This window comes from Streptomyces sp. S465 (assembly GCF_026898115.1).
In the GTDB taxonomy this organism is placed as follows: Bacteria; Actinomycetota; Actinomycetes; order Streptomycetales; family Streptomycetaceae; genus Streptomyces; species Streptomyces luomodiensis.
Genome location: NZ_CP114036.1, coordinates 7,502,440 through 7,519,480, shown reverse-complemented (window position 1 = coordinate 7,519,480; position 17,041 = coordinate 7,502,440). Strand labels below are relative to the sequence as shown.

The 17,041-nt window shown below is 72.0% G+C and carries 14 protein-coding genes; 7 read left to right on the top strand and 7 right to left on the bottom strand.

Translation table 11 applies throughout. From position 1 onward, the window contains the following. Positions 1-29 precede the first annotated feature (29 nt). Both N6H00_RS31875 and manD read right to left on the bottom strand, forming a co-directional pair. Positions 30-1,502, bottom strand: coding sequence for a mannitol dehydrogenase family protein (locus tag N6H00_RS31875; RefSeq protein WP_268975284.1), 1,473 nt, complete (start codon positions 1,500-1,502; stop codon positions 30-32). A 7-nt stretch (positions 1,503-1,509) separates the two neighbouring features. Then, positions 1,510-2,718 (bottom strand): D-mannonate dehydratase ManD, encoded by a 1,209-nt coding sequence (gene manD, locus N6H00_RS31870; protein WP_268975283.1) that lies wholly within the window; start codon positions 2,716-2,718, stop codon positions 1,510-1,512. A 130-nt stretch (positions 2,719-2,848) separates the two neighbouring features. Between manD and N6H00_RS31865 the strand changes: the two genes are divergently transcribed. Then, entirely contained in the window at positions 2,849-3,559 is a 711-nt protein-coding gene (locus tag N6H00_RS31865; protein WP_268975282.1) for a GntR family transcriptional regulator, read from the top strand. Positions 3,560-3,918: 359 nt separating this feature from the next. Here N6H00_RS31865 and N6H00_RS31860 read toward each other — a convergent pair whose 3' ends face one another. Continuing rightward, positions 3,919-5,154, bottom strand: a complete 1,236-nt coding sequence (locus tag N6H00_RS31860) for a cytochrome P450 family protein (protein WP_268975281.1) — start codon at positions 5,152-5,154, stop codon at positions 3,919-3,921. A 346-nt stretch (positions 5,155-5,500) separates the two neighbouring features. On the opposite strand from N6H00_RS31860, the gene N6H00_RS31855 reads away from it, so the two are divergent. Together N6H00_RS31855 and N6H00_RS31850 are read left to right on the top strand one after the other, a co-directional pair. Further along, positions 5,501-6,706 carry an NAD(P)/FAD-dependent oxidoreductase gene (locus N6H00_RS31855; RefSeq protein ID WP_268975280.1) on the top strand — a complete coding sequence of 402 codons (1,206 nt, stop codon included), beginning with the start codon at positions 5,501-5,503 and terminating at the stop codon, positions 6,704-6,706. 142 nt (positions 6,707-6,848) lie between these two features. Continuing rightward, positions 6,849-7,793: an RNA polymerase sigma-70 factor gene (locus N6H00_RS31850; protein ID WP_268975279.1), complete on the top strand. Its 945-nt coding sequence runs from the start codon at positions 6,849-6,851 to the stop codon at positions 7,791-7,793. Between the two features lie 30 nt (positions 7,794-7,823). On the opposite strand, the gene N6H00_RS31845 is transcribed toward N6H00_RS31850, so the two are convergent. The 4 genes from N6H00_RS31845 to N6H00_RS31830 form a co-directional block, all read right to left on the bottom strand. Further along, on the bottom strand, positions 7,824-8,753 hold the full coding sequence (locus N6H00_RS31845) for a sigma factor-like helix-turn-helix DNA-binding protein (RefSeq protein WP_268975278.1): 930 nt from the start codon (positions 8,751-8,753) through the stop codon (positions 7,824-7,826). 127 nt (positions 8,754-8,880) lie between these two features. After that, positions 8,881-11,181 (bottom strand): protein translocase subunit SecD, encoded by a 2,301-nt coding sequence (gene secD, locus N6H00_RS31840; RefSeq protein WP_268977192.1) that lies wholly within the window; start codon positions 11,179-11,181, stop codon positions 8,881-8,883. 716 nt (positions 11,182-11,897) lie between these two features. After that, the gene (locus tag N6H00_RS31835; RefSeq protein WP_268975277.1) at positions 11,898-12,605 is read right to left on the bottom strand and encodes a response regulator; all 708 of its coding nucleotides are present in this window, start codon (positions 12,603-12,605) and stop codon (positions 11,898-11,900) included. Positions 12,606-12,607: 2 nt separating this feature from the next. Further along, entirely contained in the window at positions 12,608-13,570 is a 963-nt protein-coding gene (locus tag N6H00_RS31830) for a HAMP domain-containing sensor histidine kinase (RefSeq protein ID WP_268975276.1), read from the bottom strand. Between the two features lie 391 nt (positions 13,571-13,961). On the opposite strand from N6H00_RS31830, the gene N6H00_RS31825 reads away from it, so the two are divergent. The 4 genes from N6H00_RS31825 to N6H00_RS31810 all read left to right on the top strand — a co-directional run bounded on the left by N6H00_RS31825 (position 13,962) and on the right by N6H00_RS31810 (position 16,311). Further along, positions 13,962-14,291 carry a TraR/DksA family transcriptional regulator gene (locus tag N6H00_RS31825; protein WP_268975275.1) on the top strand — a complete coding sequence of 110 codons (330 nt, stop codon included), beginning with the start codon at positions 13,962-13,964 and terminating at the stop codon, positions 14,289-14,291. A 52-nt stretch (positions 14,292-14,343) separates the two neighbouring features. Next, positions 14,344-14,712: a TraR/DksA family transcriptional regulator gene (locus tag N6H00_RS31820; protein ID WP_268975274.1), complete on the top strand. Its 369-nt coding sequence runs from the start codon at positions 14,344-14,346 to the stop codon at positions 14,710-14,712. Beyond that, on the top strand, positions 14,709-15,584 hold the full coding sequence (locus N6H00_RS31815) for a rod shape-determining protein (protein ID WP_268975273.1): 876 nt from the start codon (positions 14,709-14,711) through the stop codon (positions 15,582-15,584). The genes N6H00_RS31820 and N6H00_RS31815 overlap by 4 nt, the downstream gene beginning before the upstream one ends. 91 nt (positions 15,585-15,675) lie before the next feature. Beyond that, positions 15,676-16,311 (top strand): Rv1733c family protein, encoded by a 636-nt coding sequence (locus tag N6H00_RS31810; protein WP_268975272.1) that lies wholly within the window; start codon positions 15,676-15,678, stop codon positions 16,309-16,311. The last annotated feature ends 730 nt before the right edge of the window (positions 16,312-17,041 follow it).

Sequence of the window (17,041 nt, the reverse complement as noted above, 5' to 3'; positions counted from 1 at the left end):
GGTCTTGGCGGGAGTGGTTCGGTGGGTGTTCAGAGTTCGATCCGGCCCGCGCGCAGCGCCGGAAGCCGGGCGGCCACCGCGGAGACGAGGTCCGGCTGCTCGGCCAGGTCGGGCGCGCCGATCGCCGCCAGCAGCCGCGCGACCGGTGTCGCCGGGTCGGTCGCCCGTTGCCAGCAGCGAGCGAGCGCCTCCGCGGCGGGATCGGTCATCCCGTGGATGGGGCCGCCGGCGTCGCCGGGCCGGGTGGCGTCGGCCCACGCCGCGAGCGCCAGCTCCATGACGGGTGTGGGGGTCCCGTCCGCCCTGAGGGCGCGCAGCGCGTCCAGCCACCGTTCGGGGATCTTGAGGGAGCCGTCCGAGCCGATCTGGCGCAGCAGATGCCGTATCGCCGGGTTGCGGAAGCGGGTCACCAGGTCCTCGACGTACTTCTGCGGGTCCGGTCCGGCCGGCGGAAGGGTCCGGGCGACCTCCGCGCCGAAGCCGCGGACGAGCCGCTCCCCCCAGTCGGTGTCCATCGCCTCGGCGACCGTCCGGCAGCCCGCGGCCGCGCCCAGGTAGGCCAGGGCCGAGTGCGCGCCGTTGAGCAGGCGCAGCTTCGTCAGCTGGTACGGCGCGACGTCCGGTACGACGAGTGCGCCGTCGAGCTCCCAGCGCGGCCGCGCCGCCCGGAAGGAGTCCTCCAGCACCCACTGCCGGTAGGGCTCGCCGGACACGGCCATCTCGTCGCGCAGGCCCAGGGCGGCCGACGCGGCGTCGCGGTCCTCGGGCGTGGTGGCCGGGACGATGCGGTCGACGACCGTCGCGGGGAAGGCGACCGCGGTCGCCAGCCAGTCCAGCATCGCCTGCCGGTCCGGCCAGGCCGAGGCTTCGGTGAACTCGCGCACCACGCGGGCCAGGGCCGCGCCGTTGCCGGCCGCGTTGTCGCAGGAGACGACGTCGACCGGGGCCGCGCAGCGGCGGAAGCGGGCGGCGAGCGAGCCGGCGAGCCGTCCGACCACGGTGGCCATCTCGGCGCGCCCCGCCTCGGCCGTGGCGGCGAGGTCGGCGGCGATCCCGGGTTCCCGGAGGTCCAGACCGCCGGTGCCGGGGTGGCGCGCGTAGCCCTTCTCGGTGACGGTCAGCGTCACCGTGGTCACCTCGGGGGAGGCGAGCAGTGCGTCGATCCGGGCGGCGTCGGGACGCATCACCAGTGCGTCCACGACGGAGCCGACCACGCGGGTGCGGCCCCGGCCCGGGGTGCGGTCGGTCACCGAGTACAGGAAGTCCTGGGCGCGCAGGGCCGTCGCCGTCGCGGTGGAACGGGGCGCGACGGCGACGATGCCCCATGGTTCGCCGGAGCGCGCCGCCGCGGTCTCGGTGTAGACCGCCTGGTGGGCCCGGTGGAAGGCGCCCAGTCCGAAGTGGACGATACGGGGGCGCAGCTCGCGGGGGTCGACGGGCGGGCGCTGGGCCGGCGGGAGCCGGTCCAGGGCGGCCCGGCGGAGCGGGTGGTGCGTGGTCACGGGTTCCTCACCAGTCGTGGACCGAGCCGTCCAGGCGGCGGGCCACCGGTAGGTAGCGGGGTTGGTACGGGAAGCGCTCGGCCGCCTCGTCGTCGTACTCGACACCCAGGCCGGGGACGTCCGCGGGGTGGAGCATGCCGTCCTCGAAGCGGACCTCGCTGCGGAAGACCTCCATGGTCTCGGCGACGTGCGGCATGTACTCCTGGATGCCGAAATTCGGCACGGCGGTGTCGAGGTGGACCGCTGCCGCGAGCGTGATCGGTGACAGGTCCGTCGCTCCGTGGGATCCGGTGCGGACCTGGTAGAGGGCCGCCAGGTCGAAGATCCGGCGCAGATGCGTGATGCCGCCGGCGTGCACGACCGTGGTCCGCACGTAGTCGATGAGCTGCTCGGTGATCAGGTGCTGCACGTCCCAGATCGAGCTGAGCACCTCGCCGACCGCGATCGGGGTGGTGGTGTGCTGCCGGATGAGCCGGAACGCCTCCTGGTTCTCCGCGGGGGTCGGGTCCTCCATCCAGAACAGCCGGTAGTCCTCCACCCGCTTGCCGAACCGGGCCGCCTCGATGGGCGTCAGCCGGTGGTGGACGTCGTGCAGCAGGTGGAAGCCGAAGCCGAAGCGGTCACGGACGGCCTCCAGGTAGGTGGGCGCGAAGTCCAGGTACGCCTCCGTGGACCACGGCTGCTCGTCCGGCAGGGAGTGGGCGGCGGGCTCGTAGACGGTGCCTTTGCGCACTCCGTAGCTGCCGCCGATGTCCGGGACGGCGGCCTGCGCCCGGATGGCCTGGTAGCCCAGGTCGCGGAAGCGCGCCACATCGTCGAGCAGCGAGGGCACGTCGGTTCCGCTGGCGTGCGAGTAGACCAGTACGCCGTCCCGGGAGCGGCCGCCGAGGAGCTGGTAGACGGGCAGTCCGGCGACCTTGCCCTTGATGTCCCACAGGGCGGTGTCGACCGCGGCGATCGCGGTCATGGTCACCGGGCCGCGGCGCCAGTACGCGCCGCGGTACAGGTACTGCCACATGTCCTCGATGCGGGCCGGGTCGCGGCCGATCAGCAGCGGGACGACGTGGTCGCGCAGATAACCGGCCACCGACAGCTCCCGGCCGTTCAGTGTCGCGTCCCCCAGTCCGGTGACGCCGTCCGAGGTCGTCAGCCGCAGGGTGACGAAGTTGCGGCCCGGCGAGGCCACGAGGACCTCGGCCCGTTCGATCCTGCTCATGGGTTCCCCATTTCCTCGCCCCGTCCGACATAGCGCGCTCTGGCATAGCAGCACTGGTATACAAGCACCGGTCGATGAGCCGGTCAAGCTGGTGTACTAGTCCTTCAGCCCTGTCTACTAAGGTGGCCGCATGGCTGGACCCGACAGGCGGCGCACCAATCGCCGCGTCGTCTACGAGACGCTCCGGCGCAGAGTCCTGACCCTGGATCTCCCGCCGGGCAGCGCGCTGTCCGAGAACGAGCTGGCCGCGGCCCTCGGAGTCAGCCGGACCCCGGTGCGCGAGAGCCTGATCCTGCTGGCCGAGGAGGGCCTCGTCCAGGTCTTCCCGCAGGTGGGCTCGTTCGTCTCACGGGTCGACCCGGACCGCGTCGCGGACGCCCAGTTCATCCGCGAGGCCGTGGAGCTGGCAGCGCTCGACGACCTTCCCGCGGACCTGGACCCCGGCCTGGTCGCCGATCTGCGCGGCAACCTCGCCCGCCAGCGGGAACCCGGGATCGACGTGGAGGAGTTCTTCGCGCTGGACGAGGCGTTCCACCACGGGCTCCTGCATCTGAGCAGCCATGGCCGCGCCTGGTCGACCGTGGTGTCGGCCAAGGGCCATCTGGACCGCGCCCGCCGCCTCGGCCTCGAGGCCAGCTCACCGGCGGTCTTCGCCGACCAGCACGAGAAGATCTTCGAGGCCGTTCTCGACCATGACCTCACGCGCGCCCGCAGCACCATGCGGCACCACCTGCGCGCGGTCTTCGAGGACATCGAGCAGATCCGGGAGCGTTCGCCGGAGCTGTTCGCCTCCAACACCCAAGCGGTGCCGGTGCGGCGGAACGTCGTTGTCTGGGAGTGAGCCACAGCCACTGGCCGTGAGCCACTGGGAGTGAGCCGCCCCGGCCGCACAGGCGGCCACCCGAGCGCCTCCCCTGCCACGCCCCAGCGCCGCGCGGCCGCCTGACCATGCGCCGCCGCCGGTAACACCGCACCGTCGCCCCGGCACGCCCGTCACCCTGGGCGCCCGTCGCCCCCGTACGTCCGTCGCCCCCGTGCCGCCCCGTCGCCCCGGTGCGCCCGCTGCACCCACCTCGACCGGCTGACCGGCTGGAGCCGCTCACCCTGATCCCGCTCGCCGTCAAGGACGGTTCGGGCGCCCCCGTACGGACCATCGCCCACTGCCCCTCACCGGTCGCACGGCCGGCACGCGTCCGCGACTCACCGCCGGTCGACGGCGCGCAGCCGCACGGGGAGTTCCTGGTGACCGTTGCTGATGAGGGTGGGTACCGGTGGCAAAGCGTCGGCCGGTACCGCGAGCGACATGGCGGGGAAACGCTCGAAGAGCTGACGCAGGGCTTCCGCGACTTCGAGACGGGCCAGGGGAGCACCGAGGCAGAAGTGCACGCCGTAGCCGAATGCCAGGTGGTCCTTGACCTCGCGGGTGACGTCGAAGGTGTCGGCGTCGGGCCCGTGCCACTCGGGGTGACGGTTGGCGGCCGCGTACGCGGCGAGGATGGGGTCCCCCGCGGAGATGATCTGCCCGTCCGGCAGGTCGATGTCGGTGACGGCGAAGCGCATGGGCAGGTACGTGATGGCGGGCTCGGTGCGCAGGGTCTCCTCCACCACGTCCTCCCAGGCGACCTGGCCGGTGCGGACGAGGTGAAGCTGGTCGGGCGCGGTCAGCATGGCGAAGATGGCCTGGTCGATGACGTTGACGGTCGTTTCGTACCCGGCATTGATCATGAGGATCAGCGTGTCGCGCAATTCCACGTCGGTGAAGCCGGAGCCGTCCGCTTCCTCGTCACGGGCCGCTATGAGGAAGGAGGTCATGTCGTCGCCGGGGTTGCCGCGCTTGGTGGCGATCAACTGGTCGGTGGTCTCGAAGAGACGCGCGGTATTGGCCTGGGCCTGCTCAGGCGTGAGCGTACTGTCGAAGACGTTGTCGACGAGCTGCCGAAAATCGTCCCGCTGGTCTTCCGGCACACCCATCAGGTGGCCGATCACATTGATGGGCAGCGGATAGGCCAGCCGCTCACGCAGATCCACCACCTGACCGGCGGGCACCGAGGCAAGGCCGTCGATCAGTTCGGTGACCATGGCCGCTACGGTCGGCTTCAGCGTGGCGATGCGGCGTGCGCTGAAGGCCGGGGAGACCATCCGCCGCAGTCTGCGGTGGTCCGCGCCGTAGGCGGTGAGCATGCTCTGCACCTCGATCCACAGGGCGAGCGGCCACGTTCGCGTCGTCTCCTCGAAAGCCGGGTAGTGAGCGCGGCCGTTCTTGGAGACATCAGGGCTGGTGAGCAGGGTTTTGAGGAGGGCAGGGTCACTGACCGCCCAGGCGGACAGGCCGAGGATGTCCACGCGGGTGGCCGGACCACGAGCCCGCAGGGCCCGGTGTTCCGCGTGTCGGTCGGCACCGCCTGGATCGATGACGAACGGGAGGGACAGGGACATGTCTCTTCTCCTTCAGTCCGCGGTGGCGGAGCGGAGGGATTCCACGGTGATCTCCTGGCCGTGTTGCGGATGCACAGTGATGACCGGGGTGACCCGGCTGTGTGTGACAGGACGTCGGATGTGACGTGCCTCTCATCCGGCCTGTCCCCCCGGCCCCCTTCCCTCCGGCCTGCCCCCGGCGGACGGCGGAGTTCGACGTCAGCCGGCCACACCTGTCACAGATGCGCACCGCACTCGGTCATGACTGCGGAACGGTTGTGGGACCTGGGCGCCCGAACGCGGCATCCGCGGGACGGTGTGCCAGGCCCCGCCACGCATGTGGCAGTCCGCAGGCTAGGGAGAAACGATGAAGAACGTGCTGGTGGTTGGCGGTGGCTTCGCAGGTGTGTGGGCCGCGGCGGGAGCCGTACGGACCGCGCGGCAGGCCGGCAAGGCCGGTGAGGGACTCCGGGTGACCCTGATCAGCGGCGGTGACGACCTGGTGATTCGTCCCCGCCTCTACGAGGACGACCCGGAGAGCAAGCGGGTGCCCTTGGACCGTGTCCTCGGCCCGATCGGCGTCCGTCGCGTCACCGCGACGGTGACGGGCATCGACACCCGAGCCCGTACCGTCCGGGCCGTCGAGCGGACGGGCGGGGAACGGACCCTCGCCTACGACAAGCTCGTCCTGGCCACCGGAAGCCAGCTGGTGCGCCCCGACTTCCCCGGCGCGCAGCACGTCTTCGACATCGACACCCTGCTGTCGGCCGCGGCGCTCGATCACCACCTGCGGCGGCTGCCCCGGCGTGCCGCCTCCGCGGGCCGGTACACGGCAGTCGTCGTGGGCGCCGGATTCACCGGCGTGGAGATCGCCACCGGCCTTGGCGAGCGGTTGCGCGCCCTCGCCGATGCGCAGGGTACGGGCGAGGAGGTGCGGGTCGTACTGGTCGACCGTGCCGATGTCCTCGGCCCGGAGCTCGGCCCTGGCCCGCGTCCGAGCATCGAGGGTGCGATCGACGAACTGAAGATTGAGTGCCGGCTGGGACGTACCGTGGCTTCGGCCACCGCCGAGGAGGTCGCCCTTTCCGATGGTGAGGTGATCCCCGCCACGACCGTCGTATGGACGGCCGGCATGGCCGCCAGTCCTTTGACCGCCCAGATTCCAGGAGAGCGGGACCGGCTGGGACGGCTCGGCGTGGACGCGTATCTCCGGGTGGTCGGAGTTCCCGACGTGTACGCGGCCGGCGACACCGCGGTCGCGCCGGCGGAGGAGGGGCACCTCACGCTGCAAAGCTGCCAACACGCCCTGCCGATGGGGAAGTTCGCCGGACACAATGTGGCGGCTGACCTTCTGGGAGCCGAGCCCCTGCCCTTCGCTCCGGATCCCTACACCACCACCTTGGACCTCGGGCCGGTCGGCGCCGTCTCCACAGCCGGCTGGGACCGGGTGGTGCGGATGGCCGGCGAGGAGGCCAAGCGTCTCAAGCAGGACATCAATACGGTGTGGATCTACCCCCCGCTCGACGACGCCGAGCAGCTCCTCGCCCAGGCCGGTCGCTTCTCCAACCTCTGACGACCCGGCTGCCGGTCTTCCGCGACCGAGCGCGTCCGAGGTGCGGGACGGCCTCGGCCGTCCCGCCGTACCGTAGCCATGCGACAACCGTGTGCTCCTGTCACGGGACAGCCACAACCGGAGGAACGGAGACCTCAGGATCATGCATGTCGAACCGTCTCCCACGGAGTCCCCCACGGCAAGTGATCTCGAAGAGGCCGTCTCCGTCTTCGTGCGGCACCGATTACGTCTCTTCGGCATCGCCTACCGCGTGCTCGGCAGCGCGGCCGAGGCCGAGGACGTGCTCCAGGAAGTGTGGCTGCGCTGGCAGAAGACCGACCGCTCCGCGGTGGTCAGCCCGGTGGCCTTTCTCTCGAGCACGACGACCCGTCTGGCCATCAACGTCGCACAGTCGGCGCGGGTCCGTCGGGAGACCTACATCGGACCGTGGCTGCCCGAGCCCGTCGACACGAGTGCGGACCCCGAACTGGGCGCGGAGCGCGCGGAGGCCCTGGAGATGGCTCTGCTGCTGGTGCTGGAGAAGCTGAGTCCCACCGAGCGCGCCGCATACGTACTGCGCGAGGCGTTCGATTACTCCTATCCCGAGATCGCCGAGATCCTTCACCTCAGTGTCGTCAACGTGCGGAAGATCGTGAGCCGCGCTCGTCAGCACCTGTCGGACGAGCGGCGCGAGAGCGTGGACACGACGGAGCACCGGCGCCTGCTGAACGCCTTCGTCTCAGCGGCTCGAACGGGGGACGTGGCCTCGTTGGAAGCACTTTTCGCGCCCGACGTCGTCAGTCTGACCGACGGCAACGGGATGCGGGGCGCCGCTCGTATCCCTGTGCTGGGCCGTGCCCGCGTGGCCAACCTCTCGACGGCCTATCCGCGGTTCTGGCGGGATGTGGACCTCAGGCTGGTCGATGCCAACGGCCGTACGAGCTTGATGATCCACCGGGACGGCAAGCCCTCCGCGTTCGTGGCGATAGCCGCCTCGACGGAGGGCATCTACAAGCTGATGTGGGTGCTGAGCCCGAGCAAAATCGCCGCATTCCTCGGTTCGCGTTCCCGCTTCGCGACCGGCGTCAGCCCTGCGCCCGGCGTGTGACCGCGGCCCGGCGCCGGCCGGTCCACCTGGTCAGGACCAGCCGTCGCCCCGGTGTGCCGGGCTCCGGCCGGAGCCGGAGCCACCGGATCCGGGGGTGTGGTTCCAGGCATGGAGTTTGTCGGGGTTGAGGGTGACCCAGACCTGTGCGATGTGGCGGTCGGCGATGTCGAGGCTGATGACGGCGGCGACTTGGCGGTCGTAGCGGACGACGAGCCCGGTGCGGCCGTTGACGGAGTGCGTGGCCAGGGTGGTACGGGGGCGGTCGGCCAGCAGGGTGAGCAGGCTGTGCGCGACCCGTCGGCTGCCGTGGACGGGGCCGGCCAGCGCCCGGACTTTACCGCCGCCGTCGAAGAACGCCGTGGCGTCCGGGGACAGGAGCGAGGCGAGCAGTGCGGCGTCTTCGGCGGCGCAGGCGTCGCGAACGGCGCGGGCGAGGGAGTCGTGCCGTTCGGGTGTCGTGGGGAGTGAGCGCTGCGTGCGAAGCCCGCGGCGGACCCGGTGGGCGAGTTCGGCACACTCCGCTTCCGTGCGTCCCACGATGTCGGCGACCGCGCCGGAGGTCATCCCGAAGACGTCGTTGAGCACGAACGCCGCCCGTTCGGCGGGCGACACGGAGTCCAACGCCTCCAGCAGCACCCGGCTGACCTCCCCCTCCACCACCGCCCACGGCCCTTCGCCGTCCACCGCCCGTGTCCGGCGCCCTCCCCCGCGGCCACCCGCGCCCCGGTCGGGCAGGACGAGACGTCCCAGACAGATCCCGCCGGCGGTCTTCGCGAGCCAGGAGCGGGGAGCCGTGATCTGCTCGCGCCCCGCGTCCGACAGCCCGTACCACCGGCGATAGGTCTCATCGACGACGCATTCCGCCTCACTGCGGCTGCCCAGCATCCAGTAGGCCACATCCAGCAGATACCGACGCTCGTCGAGCAACTCCGCGATCGGCACCACGTCACCGTGATCCATACGGCGTCCTCCTTCCCGGCTCAATCGTTAGACCGGGTACGCACGGATCTTGTGACACCACTCCCCCACCGTCCCGAGCGGGCCGACAGCGGCCGCACCGGGGCCGCCGTCGGCACGGAGAACGGCACTATCGAGCGGTTTCCTCGGGAGCCGACACCGCGTTCTGCCCCGAGGGGGAGTGTCGCCGGGTGAATCGCGACGGCCGCGGACGCGACGCCTTCCGGGGCGGGTGCAGCTCGATGGTGAGGGAGGCGGCGGTGAAGACGGAGGAGTAGGTGCCGACCGCCAGGCCGATGAGCAGGGCGAGGGCGAAGTCGGCGAGGGTGTCGTCGGCGAGGACGGCCAGGGCGGTGAGGATGAGTGCCGCGCCCATGCCCGTGTTGACGGTACGGGGCAGGGTCTGCAGGATCGCCCGGTTCGTCAGGCGGGGAAGCGGTGTGGTGCGGTCGCGGTCGAGCAGTTCGCGGACGCGGTCGAAGAGGACGACGGAGTCGTTGACCGAGTAGCCGATGACGGTCAGCAGGGCGGCCAGGAAGACCCCGTCGATGGGCTTGCCGAGCCAGGCGAAGGCGCCGATGAGGATCACCACGTCGTGGGCGAGCGCGACGACGGCCGCGGTCCCGAAGAACCAGCGGAAGCGCACCGCGAGGTACAGCAGTTGGGCGCCCAGGGCGAGGGAGAGTGCGATGAGGGCGTTGCGGCGCAGTTCGTCGCCCATGCTGGGGCCGATCAGCTCGTCGCGGATCTTCTTCGTCTCGCCGCCGAGGTCGCTGATGGTTTCGGTGACGGTGGCCTCGTCGGCGTTGGTCAGGTTCTCGGCGCGCACCGTGAGCCCGGTGTCGCCGGAGGACTGCACCACCGCGCGGGGGAACCCGGCGTCGGTGAGGGCGGTACGGGCCCGGTCGGGGTCGACGGAGGTGCTGGTGGCGTACTCGATCAGCCGGCCGCCGGTGAACTCGATGCCGAAGTCCAGGCCGCGGACGAGGATGCCCGACGCGGCCAGGGCGGCGAGTGCGGCGGAGGCGGCCAGCCAGCGGCGCGGACGGCGCATCAGGAACGGGTCCCGGCGCAGCAGCCGGTCGCGGACCCAGCCGGTGCTCGCGATGCCGGTGACGCGGGGTCGGCGGAAGACCGCGGGGCGGTTGGCCGCGTACTCGGCGAGCACCCGGCTGATCACCAGGGCGCTGACCATCGAGGCGAGGACGCCGATGGCGAGGGTGATGCCGAAGCCGCGTACCGGGCCGGAGGCGAAGGCGAACAGGAGAGCCGCGGCGATCAATGTGGTGATGTTGGAGTCGGCGATCGCGCTGAGGGCTCCGCGGAACCCGGCCGTCAGTGCCGATCGGGGGGTGGGGCGGCTGCGGGCCGCGTACTCTTCGCGGGCCCGTTCGAAGACCAGGACGTTGGCGTCCACGGCCATGCCGATCGCCAGGACGAACCCGGCGAGGCCCGGCAGGGTCAGTGTGGCGCCGAGCGCGGCCAGGGCGGCGTAGGAGATGAGCGCGTAGCAGGCCAGGGCCGCGGTCGCGAGCAGGCCCATGAGCCGGTAGACAGCGATGATGAACAGCGCGGTCAGTGCGGTGCCGATGCCGGCGGCCCAGGCCGCGGCCTCGATGGCCGCATCGCCGAGCGTGGCGCCGATGGTGCGCTGTTCCACGGTCTCGACCGGTACGGGCAGGGCTCCGCCGGAGATGAGCAGGGCCAGTTCGCGGGCTTCGGTGTCGTCGAAGGAGCCGGTGATCTGGGTGGTGCCGCCCGGGATGCCGGTCCCGCACCGTACGGAGGGGTCGACCTGCGGCGAGGAGATGATCTTGTTGTCGAGGACGATGGCGACCCGGCGCTGCGGGTCACCGGCCGGGTGGCAGGCGGCCCGTGCGGTGACCTGCCGCCATTGGTCCTGGCCGGTCTTGGAGAAGTCGACCGCGACGTGCCATCCGGCACCGCCCTGCTGGTCGAAGCGGGCGTCGGCGCCTTCGACGTCCCGTCCGGTCAGATCGGCGGCCCCCAGGCGCAGGGCCTGTCCGGACTCGTCCGGCAGAACGCGCTCCTTGGCCGGATCGGTCGCCGGGGCGGTGGCGCCGTCGGCGGTCCGGGCCGGGCCGAGGACCGCGTGGACGGTGAGCTGCGCGGTGCGGCCCAGCACGTCGGCGGCCTTCTTCGGGTCATGCACGCCGGGCAGCTCGACGAGGATGCGGTGGTCGCCGGAGCGGACGAGGGTCGGTTCGGCGACGCCGAGCGCGTCGATGCGGCCGCGCAGCACTTCCACGGTGCGGTCGGTGGCCGCGGCGTCGGCGTCGGTGGTGGGGGTGGAGCGGGTTTCCAGCATGATCTGGGTGCCGCCGCGCAGGTCGAGGCCGAGGCGGACGGGCGTGGTGAGGGCGATGGCCAGCGAGCCGGCGATCACGGCGAGGGCGAGGAGCGCACGCAGGCGCAAGGATTTGGTGCGGTTGTTCCGGCGGTTGTTCCGGTTGTTCCGGCGGTTTTTCCAGCGGTTGTTCCGGCGTTTCAACACGAGCCTCCGGCAGGCACGCCGCGGCAGCGGCCCGCGCGGCCGCGACGGAGGAAAGGGTGATGGGTCGCGTCAGATACCTGCGGGTGCCGGAGGGGCCCGGCCGCGGTCGTGGGCCGACCGGCCGGGAGAGACGGGTGCGCACGCGGGCGGCGCTGAAGCACGGGTATCGACAGCCGGGCCGGCATCCGCGTCCGGGGGGTCGGTGGCGTGGTGATCCGGTGGGCACGGGCGCTCGCCGAGGTGGTCGTGGCGGACCCTGGCCTGAGCCGCGCAGCCGATGGCATACGGGTCGTCCGCGTGGGGACCGGTGTCGGGGCGCTCGGCGCCCGTGGCCGCCGGGGCCGGGTCGAGCAACGGAGCGGACGCCGCGGGCACCGGAGCGGAAGCGGCGCGCGCGGCATCGGCGGGAACCCACGCCAGCAGGACTGCGAGGAGCGCGATGAGCGTCCCCGCGAGCCGGTGACCTGCGGTCGGGGTGCTGCGGGGCGCTGGGCGCATGCACCGTCCCCTTCCTGCTGGGTGCTCGACTTCCTGCGGGTGCTCGGCGTGGGGTGCCGGTCCGGGGCTCCGGCCGGGGGGCTCCGGCCCGGGAGTGGACGACCGGAGCCCCGTACGTCGGTGCGGGGCGGGCGTCAGGGTTCGATGAGACCTGCGCGGATGGCGTAGCGGGTCAGCTCCAGCCGGTCGTGCAGACCGAGCTTGTGCAGGAGGTTGGCCCGGTGGCGGTGCACGGTCTTGACGCTGATGAACAGGATCTCGGCGATCTCCTTGGAGGAGTGCCCTTCGGCGACGAGTTTGAGGACCTCCTCCTCACGGGGGGTGAGGAGCTGGTCGGGGTCTTCCTCGCCGTGGCGGACGCGTTCCAGGTAGTTGCGGATGAGGGCGGTGACCGCGCCGGGGTAGAGGAACGGCTCGTTGCGCATCGCGGCCCGGCAGGCGGCGACCAGGTCGCGGTCGGCAACCGACTTCAGCACATAGCCACAGGCCCCGGCCTTGAGTGCCTGGAACAGGTACTGCTCGTTGTCGTGCATCGTCAGCATCAGGATGCGCAGACCCGGCTTGAGCGCCACCAGCTCCCGGGTGGCCTGAAGACCGGTCAGGCGCGGCATGGCGATGTCCAGCACGGCCAGGTCGATCTCCTGGCTCCGGGCCGCCTCGATGGCCTCGGCACCGTCCCCGGCCTCGGCGACGACCTCCAGGTCGGGTTCCCTGTCGAGGATCAGGCGTACGCCGCGGCGTACGAGAGCGTGGTCGTCGGCGAGCAGGATGCGGATCGGCTTCCCGGTCGTGGCGGACGGTGCCGAGGCCGTGGTGGGTCCGGGCGGGGTCGGATCGGGCATGGTCAGAGCTGCTTCCTGGGGGCGGGTGTGATGAGGCGGATCCGGGTACCGGTGCCGGGCGTCGAGGTGATGTCCAGGGTGGCCCCGGCGAGCAGGGCCCGTTCGCGCATGCCGCGGATCCCGGCGCCTTCGCAGGCGGCCTCGATGCCGCGGCCGTCGTCGGTGATCTCCAGCACCACCGCCTCGCCCACCCGGCGCAGGCTCACCTCGACCTGCCGCGCGTCCGCATGGCGGGCGGCGTTGGTCAGGCTCTCCTGAGCCACCCGGTACAGCACGAGCTCGCTCTCCTGGTCGAGGGTGGGCAGATCGGAATCGAGGCGGCGCACGACCCGCAGCCCGGTGTGCGTGGCGAAGTCCTGCGTGAGCGAGGTCAGTGCGCTGACCAGGCCCAGGTCGTCCAGGACGCCGGGCCGCAGGCGGCGCACCAGGCGGCGGACCTCGTCCAGGCTCTCCCGGGTGATCTCCTGGGCCTGCTGGAGCTCCTCGCGCAGCGGCTCGGGGGCGTCGTCCGCGGCGCGCTTGAGCACCAGCAGGATCGCGGTCATGCTCTGCCCGACCTCGTCGTGCAGTTCCTGGGCGATGCGGCGGCGTTCCGCCTCCTGGGCCAGCAGCGCCCGAGCGCTGGACGTGGCCCGTTCGTGCTCCAGCCGGTCGAGCATGGCGTTGAAGGTGCGGATCAGCTCGGACACCTCGCTGCCGCCGCCGGCGCCGGGCACGGGCAGCCGCTGGCCCGGTCGCAGCAGGTCGACGGTGGTCATCAGCCTGGTCAGCCGGTCCAACGGGGCCAGGCCCCAGCGCAGCAGGGTGCCGTTGGCGACCAGCATGACGGCGAGACCGCCGACCAGGATGATCGCCTCGGTCAGCAGCACCGGCACGGAGACGGTCACCGGCGCCCACAGCAGCAGCGCCGTAGCGGTGCCCAGCACCAGGGCGTTGAGCCCGAAGATCCGCCAGAACAGCGACACCGGGGACGTTCCTCCTTCTGCGCTCCGCGTGTGATCAGCTCTACTGATCAGCTCTACTGTCGCCCCTCGCACCCCGGCGGAGCCGCCACAACTGATCACGACCGAGCCTGACACAGCCTGCCTCCCGCACCGCGCGCGGTCGATGGGGCCCGTCACCCATATCCGAGGTCATCGGGTACCCATGCGCCCTCCCCCGCCATCGCCCCGTGGTCACCGCTGCCCCGGGCAAATGGGGTCCGCGCCCGATGGGCTTCCGACGCCGGGTCGAGCAGAGTCGAAGGTGATCGAGCCGTCCGGTACGGCCGGTGCGCGCGGTCGTGGAGACCGCGCGCACCGGCCGTACCGGGCGGCCACTGCCGCGCCTGGCGCGCTTTCGCGAAAGGACCTCATCGTGCCGCTGAACACCGCCCAGACCGGTCCCCGCCCCGGGCGGCTGACCTCTCATGAAACCCGTCAGCGCCTCGAACACGCCCGCAACAGCCGGCTGGCTCAGCTGCGTGCCCTCGACGAGAGCGCCCCGAGCACGGACGCCCATCTGGTGTCCGCGCAGAGGGAGGCGATCCAGCGCGTCCTCACCGAGATCGACGAGGCGTTCGCCCGCGTGGAGGACGGCACCTACGGCACCTGCCAGGGCTGCGCCAAGCCCGTCCCCGCCGAACGCCTGGAGATCCTGCCCTACACCCGGTACTGCGTCGCCTGCCAGGGCCGCGCCACCGCCTGACCCGCTCCGCCCGCCCCCCTGTTTTCGTCTCCGCCCTGTTCAAAGGGGTGAAGTGGTGAACCACCAGACCGTCGGCGACCGTGCCGCGCACCTGTCGCCCGAGGACCTCGCCGCGCTGCGGGAGAACCTCCACGAACAGCGCCTGTTCCGCCAGGAACAGCTGCGGCAGATCGCCGCGCCGTCCCGCGCCGAGGACCTGCTCCGGCGCCGCTCCGCGGCACAGGCCGAAGTGCACGTCGAAGTCGCCGCCTCCGCGCGCATGGTCCTCGCCGACGTGGAGGCGGCGCTGCGACGCATCGTCGAGGGCCGCTACGGCACGTGCCACCTGTGCCGTCGCCCCGTCGAGCGCGACCGGCTGATGATCGTTCCACAGGCCCGCTACTGCGCACGGTGCCAGCAGGTGCGGGAGGCCGGACGATGACCGTCCGCCGCCGCTTCCGGCCTGGCTCCCCCGCCGGGCACCGGCACCGGCCCTGGCCGTTGTGCCGGCACTGCTGCGGCCTCGCCCTGGACCTGGGCAGCGCCCGCACCCGCGCCTGGATAGCCGGCCGCGGGATGGTCCTCGACGTACCCACCATCACCTTCCCCGGTGCTGGGGCGGTGTACCCGGTCCAGCGCGGCGCCATCGTCGACGTTCCGGGAACGGCCCGGATGCTCGACCGGCTCCTCAGCCACCGCCTGCCCCGCCTCACCCGCCCGCTGGTGGTGGTCACCGCGCCGGTGCTGGGCGGCCCCGCCTACCGGGAACGGGCCCGCGCCGCCGTGGAAGTGCTCCGCCCCCGCGCGGTCCTGACCGTCCCCACCGCGCGCGCCATCGCCCTGGCCGCGGGCGCCGACCTCTCCCTGCCGCTGCTCGTGGTGGACATCGGCGCCCACCTCACCGAGGTGGTCCTCCTCGTCGACGGACTGGTCTTCGACGCCCGCCGCACCGCCCTGGGCACCACCGACCTCGCAGACGCCACCGACCTCGCCGGCACCACCGACCTCGCGGACGCCGACGCCACGGCGGAGATCAGCGAAGCCATCAGCATCATGATCACCTCCATGCTCCGGCAGGACCGCACGTCCCTCACCGCCGAGGCCCTGAGCCGGGGTGCCCTCCTGGCCGGTGGCGGCGCACTGCGCCCCGACCTCACGCACCGGCTCGTCGGCGGCACGCACGCGCCCCTGCGGACGGTTCCCACACCGCACACCGCGGCGATCCGCGGTGCCGCCAAGATGCTGCGGGCCGCGCACGGACATCCGTCGGCCAGGGGCACGTCCCCACCCGGGCCCGGCCCGCTCTTCCGCTGACCTCGCCGGCCCCGCTGCCCCCCCTGACCCCGCCGCCTCACCGGCCGGGGTCTGCTGTACGCCACCCCCTGCCCCGGAAAGGAGAACCACTGTGTCCGGCGTGCCACCACCCGCACAGCCCCCGGATCCCCCGCACCACGAGCTCGTGCACCCCCTGTCGCTGTGGCGCTGGCGGCGCAATCCGCTGTACCGGCGCACCGACCGCCTCCAGGGCCGGATCGCCCTGGCGATGCTGCTGCTCGTACCGGTCCTGGGGCTCGGTGCCATGTTCGCCATCGGTGACGCCGCCCACCGGCACTACCGCGCGGCCGCCGAGCACCAGAGGCAGACCCTGCGCCTGACCACCGCCGTCCTCACCCACGACGCCCCGGACCATCCGGAGCCCGGATCGGCGGAGGCGAGAGAGAACCGCTATCCGGCCACGGTCCGCTACACCGACCCGGACGGACGGATCCGCACCGCCAAGACCGACGTCCTGCCCGGACTCAGCGCAGGCAGCTCCGTCGACGTATGGCTCGACGCGGACGGAGCGATCGCCGAGCCGCCCATGCCCGCCAAACAGATCCGCAGCCGCACCATGGGCTGGGCGCTCATCGCCTTCCTGACCGTGGCCCTCGCCGGTGCCGCCGCCTACCGCAGCGTCACCGTGGTCCTGCGTCGGCGCAATCTCGCCCAGTGGGACGCCAAGTGGGCCGAGACCGCGCCACGCTGGACCACGTCCCCCTGAGCCCGCGCAAACGCTCACGCCTGCACGGACCGCCCCCTGGACGAGCGCGGCCGAGCCATGTCGTCCCCGGCCACGGGGCGGATGGCCGGGCCGGCCGTCGACGGGCCGCCGAGCCGACGGCGGCCGCGGCCACCGGGCCGCGGCCGCTGTCGGCACGCGAACACGTGGCAGAAGGTCTGTACGGCGCAGCCGGATACGAGGTCCGTACTCGTCAGGGTGAGCGCCGCCGCCGATGTCTGCGTCCGTCTCAGCCTGGGGCAGGACCCTGCGGTGGGCCAAGGATCACGCTCCTGAGGATCATCCTGGACTACTCCATCGCCGAGGTCTTCAGCGGGTCCGGAGGGGCTCTGACCGTTCGCTTCTATCCGGCAGCGTGCGACACCTGGACCTTGATATCCGCGGCATCACGAGCGACGTGGTCCATGCAGCCGTGGAGGCGCATGGCCTACAGGCGCCGCACGCCGTAACCGCCTGATGCCAGAGGCGGGCGTCACGCGGCCAACCACGAGAAAAAGGCCGGGTGTGCGATCCTCCGCTGCTGTCGGTACCGTCCCAGTAGTCGCTTCGGTACGGTGGGTGGCTTCCAATCCGATGGGGGAGATGACGTGTGGCGGACCAACGGTCGTCAGGGGAAGGCTTTACGGGGCGGTGGCCTGGTGCTGCTTCTGGCAGCGGTTCTCGCAGGTTGTGGGGGCGGCGATGGGCAGTCCGAGGGGCTGACCGGATCAGC